Here is a 17,040-nt window from a genome sequence, read left to right as displayed (position 1 = left end):
GTAATTATTTCAATATATGACCCTTGGCTACCAATATTTGTTTTATTTTTCTAAGCTTCCTGTTACTCCTTCTCGCCAGTACTGCAGATATTTCAGTGAAGTCATTTTCAACAGCCTTGGTGGAGATTTTTCTGTTTTTCATATCATCGATTATTGCGGCATTGGTCTCAAATGTAAGCGCTAGAGGGTTCTCCTTAGGATATGAAAATCTACAAACGCATAGATCATTAATGATGAGTGCGCCATCGGAGTTTTTTTTGTCAAGGAACAATCTCATGTTGGCTGGCTTATTAATCATCTTAAGGATGGTGGATAACCTGAATCCATGGAAATCAAGGCCGCTGCTCCATATTTTCCCTTTGAACGTGTATATCTTGAAGTTGATTCCCTGATTTTTATTAACTATGGAATAATATTTCTCGAATAATTCATGGTCATTCGGATCTCCCTCTCTGGAAAACCCCTTGGATGCCAGGTCTTCTATGCTTTCTGGCACCGTTGCTGATGTTTCAACATTCAGACATATTTCTCCAAATAAATATTTGTTTAAAATAATTCTTATCTTTTGGTAATCGATTGTCATAATGGAAGGGTTATGTATCCAACTGTATGGGCTTCAATAATACATTTGCCTTTTGCAAAGGTATCGTGTGGCAGCAAAGAAATTCAGGCAATCGGCTCTGATTCTTAAGATGTTCAGTCCCGCAGTGAGATGCCACGACCAGTAGTCCAAGAGTGGGCCGTGGTGCGGCCCAGGCCCCTTGGCCCTGTTCGTCGGTGATCCAGTGGCGACCGATCTGGTCGCACTGGTACCAGTAGGTGCTGTGCTCTTCGCCCGCTCCCTGAATGGTGGCCAGCGGCACAAAGCTCCCCGGCTCGTAAATATAGAGCGCCTGTCTTGTACCTCGCTGGCTGTGCACCGTGAGGTCGCCATCCCAAAGGTAGTGGATACTGCAGAAGGCATCGCTTTTGGCGACACATCGGCCCGTGGGGTCGTAGGCGTAGCGGGTGGCCTGGGTGACGCCGTGGCGCGTGGTGTTCGTAGCGGCCGCACAGGTAGTCGCCACGGGCCACAAGCTGGCCTGCCGCTGCCGGTCCGAGTTTGTAAGGATTAATTTGATTATTGGGGCAGGCCTAACGAATTTACACATTCACCAAAGTCTAAGAAGATATCCTTCATCGAAAAGATCCCGATTAAAATTATTTCTTGCATCCTCAATATTTATTGAAATCCATTTCGCATTTAAATTAACGGTAGATTGGTTGTTAAATATGAATTTTGCAATATTTGGAATAATGCAATCATTGGTTAATCTATTTTCAATAAAATTGAATAATATTTTTATATTATCTGCGCGTTCACTGTTTTCCTGAAAAAATCCGTTGCAACTTTGATGCGTCTTATCTGAAATAATTGCCGCATTAAAATTGCGGCCGTTAATGGTTGCGCGGATACTGCCGGAAAATATAGTTTCAGGTGTCTGAAATAATCCAACTTCAGCAAATCCTTTGTAATTTTTAGATTCTTGATTTATTTCTTCGAAATACAATAAGAAGGATGACATAATATTATTTATCGGTCGATCATGGATGTTGTATTTTTCAAGAAAATCTTCCAAACGCTGATCTTTTGAAGAACAACCGAGGAAATTAATTAGCACTGAAGAAAATATGGAAGATGGGGGTTTCGTGATCTGAAGCGGTTTATCTGATTTTTGGCGAGTCAGATGACTGGATATGGATGCATAAATATTCTGCTTAATTAGAGGCAAAGTCCATGTTTTCTTTTGCCATTTGTAGGAACGCCAAGCTGAAAGAACTCCAATTTATCCTCTTCGAAAGCGACTGTCCATACAACTCCGTCAAGAAAATAATTATCAATCTCCGGCATTCTGCGCTTAAGTTGTCCCAGTTTTTTTTCTACCGCATCCCTGCTGTCATTGGCACTCAAACCATAAGGTAAATGTCTGCTGTAAATTCCATTCCTTCCGTCATCTCCAGATATTCGAATTTCAAGTTGGCTAAATATGAATGCACCTTCGCTTTTGGGTGCTATCCCATTTCCTTTTGCATCGATTTCAAATGACATTGAAAGACCTTGTCCTTTTATAGGAATGAGCGTTTCCAATGATCGGCCTGTTTTCGGTCGACTCTTAATGCCATTTTTGGTTAAAAACTCGTCGAACGGTTCATGCGTGCTACTATGGCCTAAAAAAATCATCAGTTCTATTGCATTCATTTCTTTGCCTTTGTTTCGTTGGTGATGGCATCCTGAATATATTGATTCCAATCCATGTTTCTCAACTCTTGCGCAATTTTGTCATAGGCATCCTTGCATTCAAGATCCTTGTTTTTCATAGCCTTGGAGATGGCATCTGTATTTCTTTTTACAGCTTCATTGAGGTTTCCCGCGTCCTGAGAGATTCTTTCAGTAGTGTTTTATATCGCCAAGTTTGTCCTTCAGCATGAATATCTGGAGGAACAGCAATTGTGGGTGCATTGTTCCAGACAGATTTTCTGATTTCTGAGGCTTGAGCATCGCTAATTTTTACACCAGAAACCTTTAGTTCATTGAACTTGTCCGATAGCTGAGGGTGAGCGATGTTGATCTTGTGAAGGTGGCCCGAGCCATAGAACAGCCAGTGCAGGGTGCGGCCGTCAGGCATGCGGGTGTGGGTGCGGTCGGCCCCATCCAGGCAAGTTGCTTGGAGTCGCCCTTGGCGTCAATGACTTCCACGGTGCGTCCCCGGGCGTCATGGCGGTAGCGCGTGGTGCAGCCCAAGGGGTCGGTGGCCTGCACAAGGTGGCCGCGGCTGTCGTATTCCTGTTGCCACTCGTGACCGAGGGCGTCGCGCAGCGTGGTGACCAGGTCCAGCGGGTTGTATTGCAGCGTGGTGGCATGGCCCATGGCGCCGATGATCTGGACCAGGTTGCCGCGTGCATCGCGGCGCAGGGTGGTGCGGCGTCCCAGGGGGTCGATGCGGCCCGTGGAGGCGCCGGTGGCATCGGTGGGCGTCTGCTCGATGATTTGCTCGGGCGTGCCTTCCGCGATGACGGTAGCAATGATGTTGAAGCGCGCATCCCAGTGGTAGGCGGTGGTGCGGCCCAAGCCGTCGGTGTGGCGCGTTCGTTGCAGTAGCCTAGTAGCAATCCAGGCGCGGGCTGCCGCGTTGCTAGGGCCTGCAAGGTGTGTGCAGAATTTGTAGGCTGCTCGTATGTTTTTCGCCTACGTAGTCTGCCCACCAACGAGGAAAGGCAACGTAATTGGTCGTTTGCTCAGACCTTATCTTGCAAATGGTGCAAAAAACGTAATTCTATACAGCTGCCAGTCTATCAAGCTATAGACAATATGTACTCTATACGACGGAAGGTCCCAGATAAAATATCCAGTGTCTGAGGATGTGCCCTTTTTGTCAGGTGGTTGCCCCATGTGCTTCAAAATTTCCAACGGACTATCATGAAAGCTGAGACCAAAGGGCAGTTGTCCTTGGAATCCATCGCTTTCCATATCTCCCGCTCTATTGAGACGGTAACCAGCAAAAAATGTTCCGTACTTGGGGAGTGGATTCGATTCTCTCCGGAAGTCCTTACCTTCTCTGAAATACAGAGTGAGACCATAGTTCTTTATGTAGCGGAATACCTCCTCTGTATGATTGGCTTCATTTAGCGAGTCTTGATCCCAAATTATGGGTTTGAAGGCATCAGCCAATCTGAAATCATCAATTGAAAAACCCAGCGCTTGCGAAAGGTTGTGCGGACTGGGCATGCGATCTCTGATCGCAGAAGAAATATCCGGTGAATGATTGCCAATCATTCTCAGATCATAGATATTGGGTCTGCGGATATGAATTATGGCAATGGTTCCAGAGAGATGTACGTAGCTTATATTTATGTGCCAATCTGGGGTTACCCAAAGATCGGCGGATAGGTTATGAATAAACCTGGAGGCAATGGGTTGCCCTAGTTTTTGATGTACTAAGGTTTGGGTATCTGAAAAAACAAGGCCAAAAGGTAGAGTCCCCTGAAAACCACGATAGCTAGATACTCCTTGAGCATAGAACGCTACCTGTTTGAGAATAAAATCTCCGTCCATATGGATGGAGTTATCTTTGAAGATTCGATTATAGTTGTCTTGATTTTCATAGATCAACGCAATGCTATGCTTCTCGTTTTCTTCAATCTCGCTATTTCTTGCATTTATCGCTGCTGCTTCAGTATCCTCTTCGTATTCTTCGTCTTGCTCTGCAAGATGAGGTCGTTCAAAGATTCGATGCTCCTGAAGCCAAGCATCGAAAGAGGGATCATTGGGAGATTTTCCAATGAATGAAACGAGAATTTTTCCATCCATAGAATATGAGATCCTATTTAAGGTTGAGATTCTTTGCGTCGAATTTGTTAATCTTTCTTATTCTTATGGTTTCTATGCCTTTCCACTTGTTTTTATAGAATATGATAATTATGTGGTTGTCCTTTTGATACGCTTGAACAAGGTCTTCCTGATTCTTGCTGACTGATTTCCCCAATTTTTCTTCAACCTGTGATTTGTCCATTGCAAAAGCGAGGTTGAATGGATTTTCTTTTTCAAAGCCTTTATTTATGTCGAAGGATTCAAAAGTGAACCAGCCGTCCCCAATGGGTGGGGAAAGATATTTTTCCTTGTATGAATCTGTGGGGTCAAATTCCATGGAAATCAATTTGTCTTTGGTTTTTATTCTTGTTGTTGAATCTCCCTTTGGCATCTTTTTTATGTCATTCTCGAGAAGAAATGACTCAAAATCATCACTTGTCGAAGTATGACCTAGGAAGGATAGCAATCTTTCGGTATTCATCATATTTCCTTATGTTGATGGTAATTTTGGTTTCACGGCTTTATGAGATAAAGCCATGTCTTCGACATATTTATCAAAATCAAAATCCTTTAGCTCTTCCACTGATCGCATGTACTCTTCAAGGCATCCATGGTCTTTCCCTTCCATCGCTTTTCTAATGGCTTCTGTGTCACGTTTGAAAGCGTCCTTCAGTCCTTTCGAGTCCCCCTGAATCAAAGGCTTGTTCTTGCTGCCATATGTTCGGCCCTCTTTGTGAATATCTTCAGGGACAGTGATGGTCGGCGCATTATTGTAGACTCGGTTGAGAACTGATTTTTGCTGCTTTTCTGACAGGCTGTCCCATATGCCTTTTTCGACCAACAGATCTTTTGCCGCTTGCTTGAGAGCCCCTCCGGACGGCACATGATCCGCATTCAGTTCTCCAAGTTTTTTAGGTGCCTTGTTGTAGGTCGATCTTTTACCGCAAAGTTCGTGCTTCTTGGGCTTTCCTTTATCTTTTCCACCACCTTGCCCATCTGCTTTCTTTGCAGCAGCTTCTTCAGCCTCTTTGGTTGCTTTTTGTGATCCAGCTTCTGCCGCTTCGCGGCCGGCTTTCTTGCCTACAGCCTCTGTTGCCGCTGCTGCTGCCTTCTTCCCATACTTGGCCCCGGTGGCCGCCATCCCCGCGCCCGGGATCATGGCTGCCGCGCTCAAGGCAGCGTTAACTTTATCGCCCTCGGCAAGATAGATCAAAGCGTTGGCGCCGTCGGCAATTTCGCCTACGCCGGGGATGAGGCCCACGACATCCAGACCAGTGTGCACAACGTCGCTGCCCCAGCGCTGCCACCAGCTTTTTTCCTGGGCGACGGGCTTGATGGCGGGAGCCGTGGCTCCGTGGAGGTTGGGCGCCGTGTCGGGGATGACCAGTCCCGAGGTGTTGCCTATCGGCCCTGGAGAAGGGTAGGCGTTGGGCTTGACCTGTGCAGTTTGTGACTGCGCTGCAGGCAGTTGTTTTTTTCTGGTGGCCATGGCGCTTCAGGGCTTCTTCCAGTTCATCCACATCTTGTCGCCGGTGCGCACGATGGCCCGACCATTGACGTAGACGGTCTTGCTGTGGTCTATGTCGTGGCTGATGCGCATATTGGTCTGGCTGACCACGCCCTTGCCTTGTCCGGGTTCATCGCCCATGACGTTGTCGACATAGCTCTGGTTGTGCAGGTAGACAGGCTTGCCTTGCAGGAAGACGTTGGGAGAGCACTGCCTGCTCTGGTTCATCTGGTGCGTGATGGGGTAGGGCACCGGGACGCCGTTCTTGCTCGGTGTCAGGCATACGTCTGGGGTGAGCGAAACGATGCGAAACCGCCCGTCCTTGGATGCAATGTTTTCGTCAGCCACGGCGTGCCTCCTGAGGTTTCGCGCGTTCGCTGGCTGCGCGCTGCATTTCGGCATCCAGTTCCATGCCTGTGCCTTTGGGCCAGGTGCCCAATTCCAGCTGCCTGACATCTGTCTTGGCGCTGATGATTGCCCGCCTGACGGTAGTCACAGTGCCGGTCGCCAAATCCAGGATCACCGTGTCTATGTTCATGGGCGCAAACATCACCACGCCCACATTCAGGCGTACCAGCAGTTGCAGCTCCTGCGTGGGTAGCTTGAAGCGGAAAATGCCCTGGTATTTGTCGGCTGGAATGAGGTTCAGGAGCATGACCTCTTCGCCACCCTGCGGGTAGTCGATCTGCTGGTCTTCCGGCGCACAGTTCCAGTAGCGGTAGTCATGATCCAAAGGACTTTTGGGCCACTGGGATTGCTTCCATGCGTCGTCATGCGTCCCGGCTAGGGAAACCCGAGGACTCCACCAGCGTCCAATGGCGCCCACGCCTACGACCGGATAGTCCTGCTGTCCGTCATAAGGCTGGTTCAAGGCTTCAATCTGCGGCGCTGCGTAGTGCTGCGCGGACTGGGGCTGCCGCTGTGTGTGGGTTTCCAGTTTCGCAATGGCTTTGTCGGCGTCGTGGACCGCCTCGGGAAGCCTGCCGCAACCAATCGGATTGGGCGTGTAGAAGGCGGGGAGCGCGTGATGCGCCTGTTGGGCGATCTCGCGTTGGGACTTTGTGATCCTGACGTCGTCCCTGTCATCCAGAAACTCCTGCAGAAGTTGCTCCTGGCGAATGACATTGGGGCCCCCGAAGGCCAGCTCATAGCACAGCGGCACCTGAGTGACCGGTTTCGGGGCGCCGGGACGCAGCGCTCCGAGGCTGGTCAGAGAGCGCTCGAATTGCCGCGGTCCGGTGACCTGAAGCGTTTTGATGATGCTGTCTGCAAACCTGAAGCCGGCCGGCCACCGCTCATGAGGCTTGCCGTCTGGCGTATATGCAAAGGCATTGGTGAGGATGACATCGCACTTTGGCTTGTAAGGAGCAAGATCGCTTTCCTGCAGCACGCTGCTGATGTTCACGTTTGCGTAGAACTCGTCTGCGGTGCAAAGCGGTGTCTGTTGCTCGGGCGGCAGGACAGTGGGCTCTATGAGATCGCCATTTTTCTGTACCGCGCGCAGCGTGTAGGAGATGCGGCTGACCATGACGTGAAAGATCTCGCCATGTGGGTCCACATGCTGGAAGTACTGGCTGGGCCAGGGCGTGTGGTTGACCACCTCCGGCAAGGGGGCGGACTCCACCGGACTGGGCATTGCGTGGGAAGGGCGCTCCATTCGGGACTCCTCAGTTCAGGTCAATACGCTTGGAGTCGAGGCCGATGTGCTTGCTGCCGACCACGTCGATGTTCTTGCCATTGATGGTGATCGTGCCGTCGCTTTTCATTACCAAGCTGGCAGCGCCCACGGTGATTAAGAGCTCGTCGCCGGCCTGAATGGCGTAGCGCTTTCCTACCGTGGTCTGCTGGTTGCCCTGGACCCTGACGGAACGGTCCACCAGCACCGTCGTGCTCTGGCTCAGCCCCACATTCACCACCATGGCCGCGCCCACATTGACGTTGTAGGCGGCGCCGATGTTCACCATCTTGGCCAGGCCCACGTTCTGCATGTAGGCCAGTCCGATGGTCTCTGTCTTGAAGCTGCCCACCTTGATCGACCAGTTGTTGCCGATCTTGTCCTTCTCGTTGCGGCCTATGGTCTTGCTGCGGTTCTTGCCGATGGAGATGTTCTCGTCGATGCCAACGTCTTCGTTGCGGTTGTCGCCGATGCTGATCTTCTCGTTGTGGTCCACCCGCTCCGTGCGGTTGTTGTGCACGGTGATGGTTTCGTCGCGGTCCACGGTCTCCGTGCGGTCGCGGTGGATGACGTTAGTTTCATCCCGGTCGATGGTCTTGCGCCGGTCGTTGCCCACCCATTTGTCCTCGTCGTTCTCGACTTCGGTGAGCTGGTCCTTTTGCGCATGCAGCCACAGCTGTTCGGCGCCCGCCTTGTCCTCGAAGCGGATGGCGTTGGCGTCGCCCTGGCCGTTCTTCATGCCCGCGCCCGGTGCGCCGCCCTTGCTGGATCTGGTCTTGATGCCCGATTGCGTGGCGTTGGCCGGCAGCGCCCAGGGCGGCATGTTGGAGGCGTTGTAGACGCAGCCCATGACGATGGGGTAGTCCGGGTCGCCGTTGAGGAAGTCCACGATGACTTCCATGCCGATGCGCGGGATGTGCACCGCGCCAAAGCCCGGCCCGGCCCAGCTGGTGGCCACGCGCATCCAGCAGCTGGAGTTCTCGTTCATGCCGCCGATGCGGTCCCAGTGGAACTGCACCTTGACGCGGCCGTACTGGTCGCACCAGATCTCTTCGCCTGCGGGGCCCACGACGACGGCGGTCTGCGGGCCCGTGGTGCGTGGTTTGGCGGTAATGCGCTGGGGCTTGAAGGGCAGGCTGGTGGGCTGGGCCTGGAGCACGAATTTCTGTGTCGAGCCCTCGCCGCTGCCGCCGTCGCTGACGCGCGGGTTTTCTTCGAAGGCGTAGTCCACGGCCGTGACCAGGTAGGCCTGGTTCTGGTCGCCGCGCGGGTAGTTGTCCAGCGTGAAGGTGTAGCCCGGCGCCATGGCGCGGTGGTTGGAGCTGCCCTGCACCGTGCTCTGGCGCGTGAGGCTTTGCTGCAGGCGCACGCGGATGTAGTCCTCGCCGTCGCCGGTTTCGGTGTAGCCGCCCGGCCATTCGTAGATCTCGTAGGCGTCGTGCGCATGGCCGGGCGGGTTGCGGCGCATGTTGGACAGCTCGGCGCGGGGCTTCTTGAAGTCGTAGTCGTCGTTGTAGTGCCGGCCGGGCTTGACGCGCTGGTGCAGTTCCCAGGCGTGTATGCATTCCTCGCGCGCCACGGCTGCCTTGCCCGGCGGGTGGAAGGGGATGACGGCGCCGCCCTGCAGCGGGTCGTGCGAGGCGACGATGTCGTCGCCCAATGTCAGCACGTGCTGGCCCGCGCTGTGCTGGTGGTAGTAGCAGATGCCCTCGTGCTCCATGAGGCGCGAGACGAACTGGAAGTCCGTCTCGTTGTACTGCACGCAGTACTCCCAGGTGCGGTAGGAGCGCGTCAGGCGCTGCTGCATGGGGTGGCCGTAGATGCCCAGGACCTCGTTGATGATGTCCGGCACGGTCTTGTTCTGGAAGATGCGAAAGTCGCTGCGGCGCGTGGCCAGCCACAGCCAGGGCGACAGGCGCGCGCGGTACAGGAAGTTGCGGTGCTCGTCCTGGCCGCGCATGCCGAAGGCCGTGACCAGGCCATCGATGTAGCGTTTGCCGCCGTCCTGGGTCTCCACCACCACGGTGGCGCCCTTGCCCAGCAGGGCCTTGGGATCGATGCTGTCGCTTTCGCTGAGCAGGTCGATCTCCAGGGCGAACAGATGGCTGATTTCCTCGCGACCCTGCAGCCGGCGCAGCTGCAGCTGGTCTGCCAGGGGAGTGTTGATGGTGACTCTGCGTGTCATGGTGTCGGATCTCGCGGTGCTTGGATGTAGACAAGGGGCGGGGGCGTCAGGTCCGGGTGGGCGGACCTGCGTGCGCCGGCGGTGGATCGGGTGGAGAGGTGCCTTTGCTGCTATCGGGCTGCGTACACCAGCCCTGGACGGGCGCCGTCTGCGTCATCCAGGGCTGGATCGATGACGGGATCGGGGCGAAAGGTGTGCCCCAGCGCGATGAACTGGTAGTTGCCGCGTCGGTCGGTGAAAACAGCCAGGCCGCCAGGCGTCAAGGCCACGTTGAACCAGTCGTTGTCGGTGCGCGGTTGGTCCAGGTCCAGCTTGCCGGACTGGCTCAGTGCAAGCACGCTGCCTGCCAGGCTTTCCAGGTTCAGAACGCTGAGCTGGCGGCCGTCAGCGCCATACAGCCGTAGCTCTCCGGTGGCTTCGACCTTGCTGAGGCCCTCGCCAAGGCGGACGGATCGCTTCATGGTGGCCAGCACGAACTGGCCGCCCGGCGCCAAACGCAGGTCCGGGGGGATGTCGCCGGAGCCATGGCGGAATTCGGCCAGGCGCACGATGCGCGCACCCGTGCGCAGCGCCAGCGCTGCGCCCGTGCCGCGCTGATCGGGCAAGGCATAGGTCAACAGCACATTGCCTGCTGACCATTCGATGGCATTGGCCCAGGTCATCGCATCGGCTCCCGCCCAGGACTGAACCTGCGCGGCCATGGCTGCAGCCGGGTCCTCGTCCCGGGGCTGCACGGTCAGGCTTGCGTTGGCGGAGATGGCCAGACGGGGCGGTGCATCCAGGCTGCCCAGGTTGCGGGTCTGCTGCAGTGTCCATTGGGGCAGCTCGAATGTCAGCAACTGATACGGCTTGCGGCCATCGGCATCGGGATCCACATGGCTGCTGGCAACGATGTGGACCATTGCGGCAGTGCGATCCTGCGCATCGTCCGTGGCCACGGAGCGGGCCAGGCAACCGCCGGGGCGCACTCCCGGCTGTGCAAGCGCCGCAACGGCAGGGGGGCTGCCGCTGCGCTCGGACAGCTGGAAACTGCCCACTTTGGATCGTTGGACGAGGTCCAGGCGATCAACGGTGCCGTTGCAGTAAACGGTATAGAGATAGCGGTACGGGTCCTGGTCGTTCGACGAGGCGAAGCTGGCCGGCTTCGCCTGCCCGGACGAGACGGCAGGGCTGTCATCCGCATTGCGCGTGCATGCGGCCGACAGCAAAGCGCTGGCCAGCATTACGCCAATGGTCGCGAAGCGGCGGGAAGTAGCACTCCAGGGCATGGCTAGAAGTCCTCGCGGGCAAGCACGTTGTCGACATAGTTGCGATCGCCCACGGCGCCGCGCTCGGCGGCGGGAATCCTTTCCCATTCGGCGCGGGCCGTATTGCCGTCGGCGCTGACCGTCACCCACAGTTGATCGCCTTGCATGCGTATGCGGTACTCATGCAGATTGTTGGCATAGCCGTTGAAGCCGCGCAGGGTGTCGAGTTCGAGCTGCTCGGCCGTGTAGTCCGGCAGTTCCACGGGAATGGCTGGCAATCCTTGTGCGGTTCGGGCCTGGTTCCAGGCTCTGACCAGACCTTTGAACCGCTCGCCCTTGCGCTGCTTGCCAGGATATGCCCTTGCGAAGGCCTCCTTTTCCAGGAAGAGCTTCCAGCCGCCGCGCACGTTGTCCTTCCAGTTCCAGGTCTGATTGGCGGTCGGTGCCGGTCGGGTGAGTTGGCACAGGCCCACGCCACCCAGGCCATCGCTGCTGTATTTCGGCCAATTGCCGGGAGTGCGGAATTGTTGCAGCGAGCTTTCCTGCCGCATTTTTTTTCGAAACACGATCCTGTCGGCGCCAATGCTGTTGGCAAAGGCACGGATGGCGGTGTTCGTGGGATTGGTGCCGACGATGGTCCAGGTGGCGCGCGCCCGGCGCTCCACACCGGCCGCCCGCATCGTGACCTGCACGGTCAGCAGGCCTCCACGGACTTCGGTGAACGGGATGCGCCAGCTCGGGCTGGCGCTGGTCTGCGGTGGCAGAGGGCTGTGTGCAGTGCTTCGGCCACTTCCATACGCGGTGTTGGTAGGCGGTGTGCCGCCTTCGAACGTCAGCGTGGCCGACCATTCGAAGATGGGCGTGCTCCCCGCAGGCAGCGCTTCGTTCTGCAGGACGGCAGTCACCGTGATGGTGGGCATTTGGGCATCGGCCGTGATGGCGAACTGCGGTCCTGCGGGCTGGCTGGTAATGGCAAGTGGCATGTTCAGGGGTCTCCGTAAGACGATGGATGGCTGGTCCTAGCGCGATGCCTGCACAGCGCGGGCGCGATCCAGGTGCAGCACGGCGGCATCCAGCAGCGGGTCGCCGCCGGCCTGGACGGAGGCGGTGAAGGCCGCGTCCACGGGCACGCGCAGGCGCGGGGTCACGCCTTGGGCTTGTGCGGCGGTGTTGTTGCCGCCAGCGGGGCCGGTTTCTGCGAGCAGGGGGACTTGCACGATGAAGCCGGCCGGCAGGTGCACGCGCGTTGCCGGGCCGGTGGCGCCGGCCGTGGCACTGGTGGCGACGATGTCGGCACGCTGGCTGTGCTGCAGCCAGGCAGCGAACAGTTCGCAGGGGCCGGCGCAGCCGGGGCCGGTGAGCACGGCGACGGGGGCCGTGAAGGGCGTGCCCGAGGCGGCCAGCGGCAGCTGGGCCGGCAGGCCCAGGCCGCCGCGGCTGCGCCAGACGCGGGCGGCGGGGTCGAACAGGCGCTGGGCGGCGTCCTGCATGCGCAGCGGCTTGTCGCGCGTGTAGAGCGAGGCCAGCATGTGGGGCACCAGCTGGTAGGCGTCGTCGCCCCGGTGGGCGCGCAGGTCGATGACCAGGCCCGTGACCCTGGCCTGGGTGGCGGCGGCCAAGGCGCCCTCCCAGCGGTTGAGCTGGCCGGTGGCGCCGTCGGCAAAGCTGTCGAGGGCGATGTAGGCCAGGTTGCCGCCCTGGGCGCTGCGCAGCAGGAAGGAGGCGAGGGCGGGCTCGGCCGCAGGCAGGGCCGTGGTTGCGGCGGGGGCGGCGTCCAGGCGCAGGGTCTGTTCCTGGTTGCCGGATGCGCTGCTGGATGTGCTGTGGGGTGTGCCGGCTGCGGTGCGCAGGCTCAGCGTGGCGGGCGTGCCCAGGTCCAGCGCCAGCAGGTCGGCGCGGCGGGCGTCGGCACCGGCGCGCAGCGAGGCGGGGGCAATGCGGTCCAGGTAGCGGGCCGGGCTTTCCCCTTCGATGGCAAGGATGTCGCTGCCGGGCTGCAGGCCCGCCTTGGCGGCGGCTGAGACTGGCGCCACGCTGGTGATGGCGATGCGGCCGTCCTCGCGCAGCCAGGTGCGCGGCATGGGCAGGTTGACGCTGCCGCGTGCCAGCAGCTGCGGGGACAGGCCCCGGTCTGTGCGGGCAGGCCAGGCCTGGCCGCCGGGCAGCAGAACGCGGTACTGGCCATCGCCCAGGCGCTGGCCCATTTCTGCCAGGGCCTGGGCCTGCGCGGCGCTGTCGCCGCGCTCGGCGGCGGTCTGCAGGCGCTGGCCGTAGTCGGCACGCAGCTTGCCGGCATCAAAGCCGCTGGCAGCGGCCAGCGGGTGGCGCTCGGCAATGAGGCCGATGAGGGCCTGGGCCGCATCGCCTGCACCCAGGCGGGACAGGTCGATGTCCTGCGCGGGCTGGACGGCGTGGAAGGCCAGGGCGATTTCCCGGGCGCGGTCGAAGCGCAGGCCCTGAGGCTCCAGCGTGACCACGGTGTAGCCGCGCGGCAGGGTGACCATGGGGTCGTCGGCGGTGAACAGGCGCCCGTCGGCGCCAAAGCCGGAAGGGAAGCGCTGAGTGGCATCGCTGGCCCAGACCAGCAGCTTGCCGCCCGTGGGCTCCAGGATGTCGCCGCTTTGGCGCGGCCATTCGGTGCGCACCGAGCTGGCGCGCAGCATGGCGTGCTGCTCTATGGCGTCGAGGCTGCGCCGGCCCGCGCGCTGGGGCACGTCGGCGTGGACGGACAGGGCGAAGATGCGCACGCCCCGGCCACCGGGGCGCGCGCGGCCGGTGGACAGGTCATAGGTCGTGCCGTCGGGGTCGCTGGGCAGTTCGATGGCCACGCCGGTGCTGTCGCCGCGCGGCAGGGCCAGCCATTGCGACTTGGCCGGCGCCACATGGGCGGCCTGGCGCTGCACGAGGTAGGGGCCCTGGTCCATGAGCGCGACCACGGCCTGGCCGCGCCGGGCGCTGTCCGTCCAGGCGTCGCCCAGCACGGCCATGACGCGGCGTGGGCCGCCCTGGTCGTCCTGCACGGGGGCGGCGCCGGAGGGCGGCGACTGTGCCGCCTCGGGCTGGGCCTGGTTGCGATCCCACCAGGCACGGGCCTCGCTGGCGGCACCGGTGGCCGCGTTGGTGGCCGTGCTGGCTGCGCTGCGGCCGGCCTCCAGCGCCTGCTGGCCGGCCGTGGCGGCGCCCGAGGCCCGCTGCACGGTGTCGGCAGCCTGGCCGATGGCGCCCAGGTCCAGCGCCTGCGCGGCTGGGGCCGCCAGCAGCGCGGCTGCAATCACTGCCGTGGTGGCGCGTGGAAGACGGCGCCCGCTCATGCGGGCTCCGCAGCGCGGGTGCGCACGTCCAGCGTGAAGTCGTCGCCGCTGGCGCCGGCGTGCAGGCTTTGCAGTTCCTGGCCTTCCACGGTGGCCTGCAGGAAGTGGGTTGCCATGCGCGGCAGCAGGTTCTGGGTGAGGATGCCGTCCACCATGCGCGCGCCGGACTCGACCTCGCTGCAGCGGCGGCGCACCAGGTCCACGGCGGCTTCGTCGAAGCTGAACTGCGCGCCGTGGCGCTCCTCGATGCGCCGCTGTATGCGCAGCATCTGCAGCCGGATGATCTGCTCCAGCATGGCGTCGGAGATGGGGTAGTAGGGCACCACCGTCAGGCGGCCCAGCAGCGCGGCGGGGAAGGTCTGCAGCAGCGGCTGGCGCACGGCCTGGGCCAGGCCTTCCGGCGTGGGCGCCAGGTCCGGGTCGCGGCACATGTTGGCGATCAGGTCCGAGCCCACGTTGGAGGTCAGGATGATGACGGTGTTCTTGAAGTCGATGTAGCGGCCCTCGCCGTCTTCCATCCAGCCTTTGTCGAAGACCTGGAAGAACATCTCGTGCACGTCGGAGTGGGCCTTTTCGATTTCGTCGAGCAGGACCACGCTGTAGGGGCGGCGGCGCACGGCCTCGGTGAGCACGCCGCCTTCGCCGTAGCCCACGTAGCCCGGTGGCGCGCCCTTGAGGGTGGAGACGGTGTGCGCCTCCTGGAACTCGCTCATGTTGATGGTGATGAGGTTTTGCTCGCCGCCATACAGGGCTTCGGCCAGGGAGAGGGCGGTTTCTGTCTTGCCCACGCCCGAGGGGCCGGCGAGCAGGAACACGCCGATGGGCTTGCCCGGATCGTCCAGCCGCGCGCGCGAGGTCTGGATGCGGCGCGTGATGGCCTCCAGGCCGTGGCGCTGGCCGATGACGCGCTTCTCCAGCGTGTCGGCCAGCGAGAGCACGGACTGCACCTCGTCGCGCACCATGCGGCCCACGGGAATGCCGGTCCACTCGGCCACCACGGCGGCGACCACGCCGGCATCGACCACGGGCTGCAGCAGCGGGGCATCGCCCTGCAGCTCGGCGAGCTGGCGGCGCAGCGCTTCCAGCGTGGCCACGCTGGGGGGCTCGGCAGGTTCGGTTGCGGTGGCTTCGGCGGCCGTCTCCGGCGCCGCAGCGGACGGGTCTGTGGCGGCGCCGGTGGAGAAGACCGGTGGCTTCAGGCCCATGAGGGCGGCCTCGGTTTCCAGGATGCGGCGGGCCAGCGCGCTTTCCTGGCCGAAGCGCTCGGCCAGCGTGGCCTGGCGCTCGCGCAGGCTGGCCAGGTCGGTTTCCAGCGCCTGCAGGCGCTCGGCCGTGGGCAGGCCGAGGGCGGCCTCGCGCAGCAGCACTTCCTGCTCCACGCCCAGGGCCTCGATGCGGCGCTGCACGGCTTCAAGCTGGGCGGGCGTGGCATGCAGGGCCATGGCCACGCGCGAGCAGGCCGTGTCCAGCAGGCTGACGGCCTTGTCGGGCAACTGGCGCGAGGGAATGTAGCGGTGCGACAGGCTGACGGCCGCGGCCACCGCGTCGGCCGCAATGCGCACCTGGTGATGGTTTTCCAGCTTGGCGGCCACGCCGCGCAGCATGTCCACGGCGCGGGGCTCGTCGGGCTCGTGCACCTGAACGAGCTGGAAGCGGCGGGTCAGGGCCGGGTCTTTTTCGATGTATTTCTTGTACTCGGCCCAGGTGGTGGCGCCGATGGTGCGCAGCGTGCCGCGCGCCAGGGCAGGCTTGAGCAGGTTGGCGGCATCGCCCGTACCGGCCTGGCCGCCCGCGCCCACCAGGGTGTGGACTTCGTCGATGAAGAGCACGATGGGCGTGGTGCTGGACTGCACGGCGTCCAGCAGGCCGCGCAGGCGGTTCTCGAACTCGCCCTTCATGCTGGCGCCGGCCTGCAGCAGGCCCACGTCCAGCACGCGCAGCTCCACGCCCTGCAGCGGCGGCGGCACGTCGCCCTGGGCGATGCGCAGGGCCAGGCCTTCGACCACGGCGGTCTTGCCCACGCCGGCCTCACCCACCAGGATGGGGTTGTTCTGGCGGCGGCGCAGCAGGATGTCCACCATCTGGCGCACTTCGTCGTCGCGGCCCGTGACCGGGTCCAGCTCGCCGGCCTTGGCGCGGGCCGTCAGGTCCACCGTGTACTGCTGCAGCGCACCGCCCTGGCCGGGCGCGGCGCCCGTGGCCTGGCTGGCTTCGCCCGGCGTGCCTTCCAGCCCGCTGCCATCGGCCGCGCGCATGCGAGCCTCGGGCGAGTCGGGCAGCAGGCGGGCGAAGGCATCGCTGAGCGCGGGCTCGGAGATCTTGTCGAATTCGCGCGAGATGGAGCGCAGCTCATTGGCCAGCGAGCGCGTGCGCACCATGCCCGACAGCAGATAGGCGCTGCGGATCTGGCTGTCGTTGAACATCAGCGTGGCATAGACCCAGCCGCGCTCGATGGCGGTCTCTATGTGCTCGGAGAAGTCGCTGATCGAGGTGGCGCCGCGCGGCAACTGGTCCAGACGGCGCAGCACATCGGCGGCCAGGCGGTCGGAGGCGATGTCGAAGTGGCGCAGGATGCGGATCAGGTCGCAATCGTTTTCCTGCAGCAGCTGGTGCAGCCAGTGCACCAGCTCCACATAGGGATTGCCGCGCAGCTTGCAGAACACGGTGGCGCCTTCCAGCGACTTGAACAGCAGCGGGTTGAGCTTGCCGAAGAGGGATTGGCGGCTGATTTCTGTCATGGGTCTTGGGTGCGGAAAAAGAGTGGATG

At 60.3% G+C, this 17,040-nt stretch carries 14 protein-coding genes; all 14 read right to left on the bottom strand.

The features are described from left to right. Nucleotides 1-4 precede the first annotated feature (4 nt). On the bottom strand, nt 5-583 hold the full coding sequence (locus DACI_RS32160; protein ID WP_012205704.1) for a hypothetical protein: 579 nt from the start codon (nt 581-583) through the stop codon (nt 5-7). Nucleotides 584-1,151: 568 nt separating this feature from the next. Then, nucleotides 1,152-1,619 carry a hypothetical protein gene (locus DACI_RS32155; RefSeq protein ID WP_012205702.1) on the bottom strand — a complete coding sequence of 156 codons (468 nt, stop codon included), beginning with the start codon at nt 1,617-1,619 and terminating at the stop codon, nt 1,152-1,154. Between the two features lie 143 nt (nt 1,620-1,762). Next, the gene (locus DACI_RS31520) at nt 1,763-2,239 is read right to left on the bottom strand and encodes a hypothetical protein (RefSeq protein WP_059369465.1); all 477 of its coding nucleotides are present in this window, start codon (nt 2,237-2,239) and stop codon (nt 1,763-1,765) included. Nucleotides 2,240-2,563: 324 nt separating this feature from the next. After that, the gene (locus DACI_RS19455; protein WP_012205699.1) at nt 2,564-3,109 is read right to left on the bottom strand and encodes an RHS repeat domain-containing protein; all 546 of its coding nucleotides are present in this window, start codon (nt 3,107-3,109) and stop codon (nt 2,564-2,566) included. Nucleotides 3,110-3,283: 174 nt separating this feature from the next. Then, entirely contained in the window at nt 3,284-4,348 is a 1,065-nt protein-coding gene (locus tag DACI_RS32150) for a hypothetical protein (protein WP_012205698.1), read from the bottom strand. A 13-nt stretch (nt 4,349-4,361) separates the two neighbouring features. Beyond that, the gene (locus tag DACI_RS32145; RefSeq protein ID WP_139093507.1) at nt 4,362-4,829 is read right to left on the bottom strand and encodes a hypothetical protein; all 468 of its coding nucleotides are present in this window, start codon (nt 4,827-4,829) and stop codon (nt 4,362-4,364) included. A 9-nt stretch (nt 4,830-4,838) separates the two neighbouring features. Further along, on the bottom strand, nt 4,839-5,837 hold the full coding sequence (locus DACI_RS31510) for a hypothetical protein (protein ID WP_012205696.1): 999 nt from the start codon (nt 5,835-5,837) through the stop codon (nt 4,839-4,841). A 6-nt stretch (nt 5,838-5,843) separates the two neighbouring features. Next, nucleotides 5,844-6,203 (bottom strand): DUF4150 domain-containing protein, encoded by a 360-nt coding sequence (locus DACI_RS19435; protein WP_012205695.1) that lies wholly within the window; start codon nt 6,201-6,203, stop codon nt 5,844-5,846. After that, nucleotides 6,196-7,512 (bottom strand): DUF2169 family type VI secretion system accessory protein, encoded by a 1,317-nt coding sequence (locus DACI_RS19430; protein WP_012205694.1) that lies wholly within the window; start codon nt 7,510-7,512, stop codon nt 6,196-6,198. Before DACI_RS19430 ends, DACI_RS19435 begins: the two co-directional genes overlap by 8 nt. A gap of 10 nt (nt 7,513-7,522) precedes the next feature. After that, complete coding sequence (locus DACI_RS19425) at nt 7,523-9,715, bottom strand: type VI secretion system Vgr family protein (protein WP_012205693.1); 2,193 nt, start codon at nt 9,713-9,715, stop codon at nt 7,523-7,525. A 110-nt stretch (nt 9,716-9,825) separates the two neighbouring features. Beyond that, nucleotides 9,826-10,983 carry a hypothetical protein gene (locus DACI_RS19420; RefSeq protein ID WP_012205692.1) on the bottom strand — a complete coding sequence of 386 codons (1,158 nt, stop codon included), beginning with the start codon at nt 10,981-10,983 and terminating at the stop codon, nt 9,826-9,828. A gap of 2 nt (nt 10,984-10,985) precedes the next feature. Further along, nucleotides 10,986-11,882, bottom strand: a complete 897-nt coding sequence (locus DACI_RS19415; protein ID WP_225970963.1) for a hypothetical protein — start codon at nt 11,880-11,882, stop codon at nt 10,986-10,988. 99 nt (nt 11,883-11,981) lie between these two features. Continuing rightward, nucleotides 11,982-14,273: a S41 family peptidase gene (locus DACI_RS19410; protein WP_012205690.1), complete on the bottom strand. Its 2,292-nt coding sequence runs from the start codon at nt 14,271-14,273 to the stop codon at nt 11,982-11,984. After that, complete coding sequence (gene tssH / locus DACI_RS19405) at nt 14,270-17,011, bottom strand: type VI secretion system ATPase TssH (RefSeq protein ID WP_043781999.1); 2,742 nt, start codon at nt 17,009-17,011, stop codon at nt 14,270-14,272. The genes DACI_RS19410 and tssH overlap by 4 nt, the downstream gene beginning before the upstream one ends. Nucleotides 17,012-17,040: the final 29 nt, after the last annotated feature.

The sequence above is a fragment of the Delftia acidovorans SPH-1 genome (assembly GCF_000018665.1).
Taxonomy (GTDB): Bacteria; Pseudomonadota; Gammaproteobacteria; order Burkholderiales; family Burkholderiaceae_C; genus Comamonas; species Comamonas acidovorans.
Note: the sequence above shows the minus strand (reverse complement) of the source record. Positions and strands in the feature narration are given on the sequence as shown.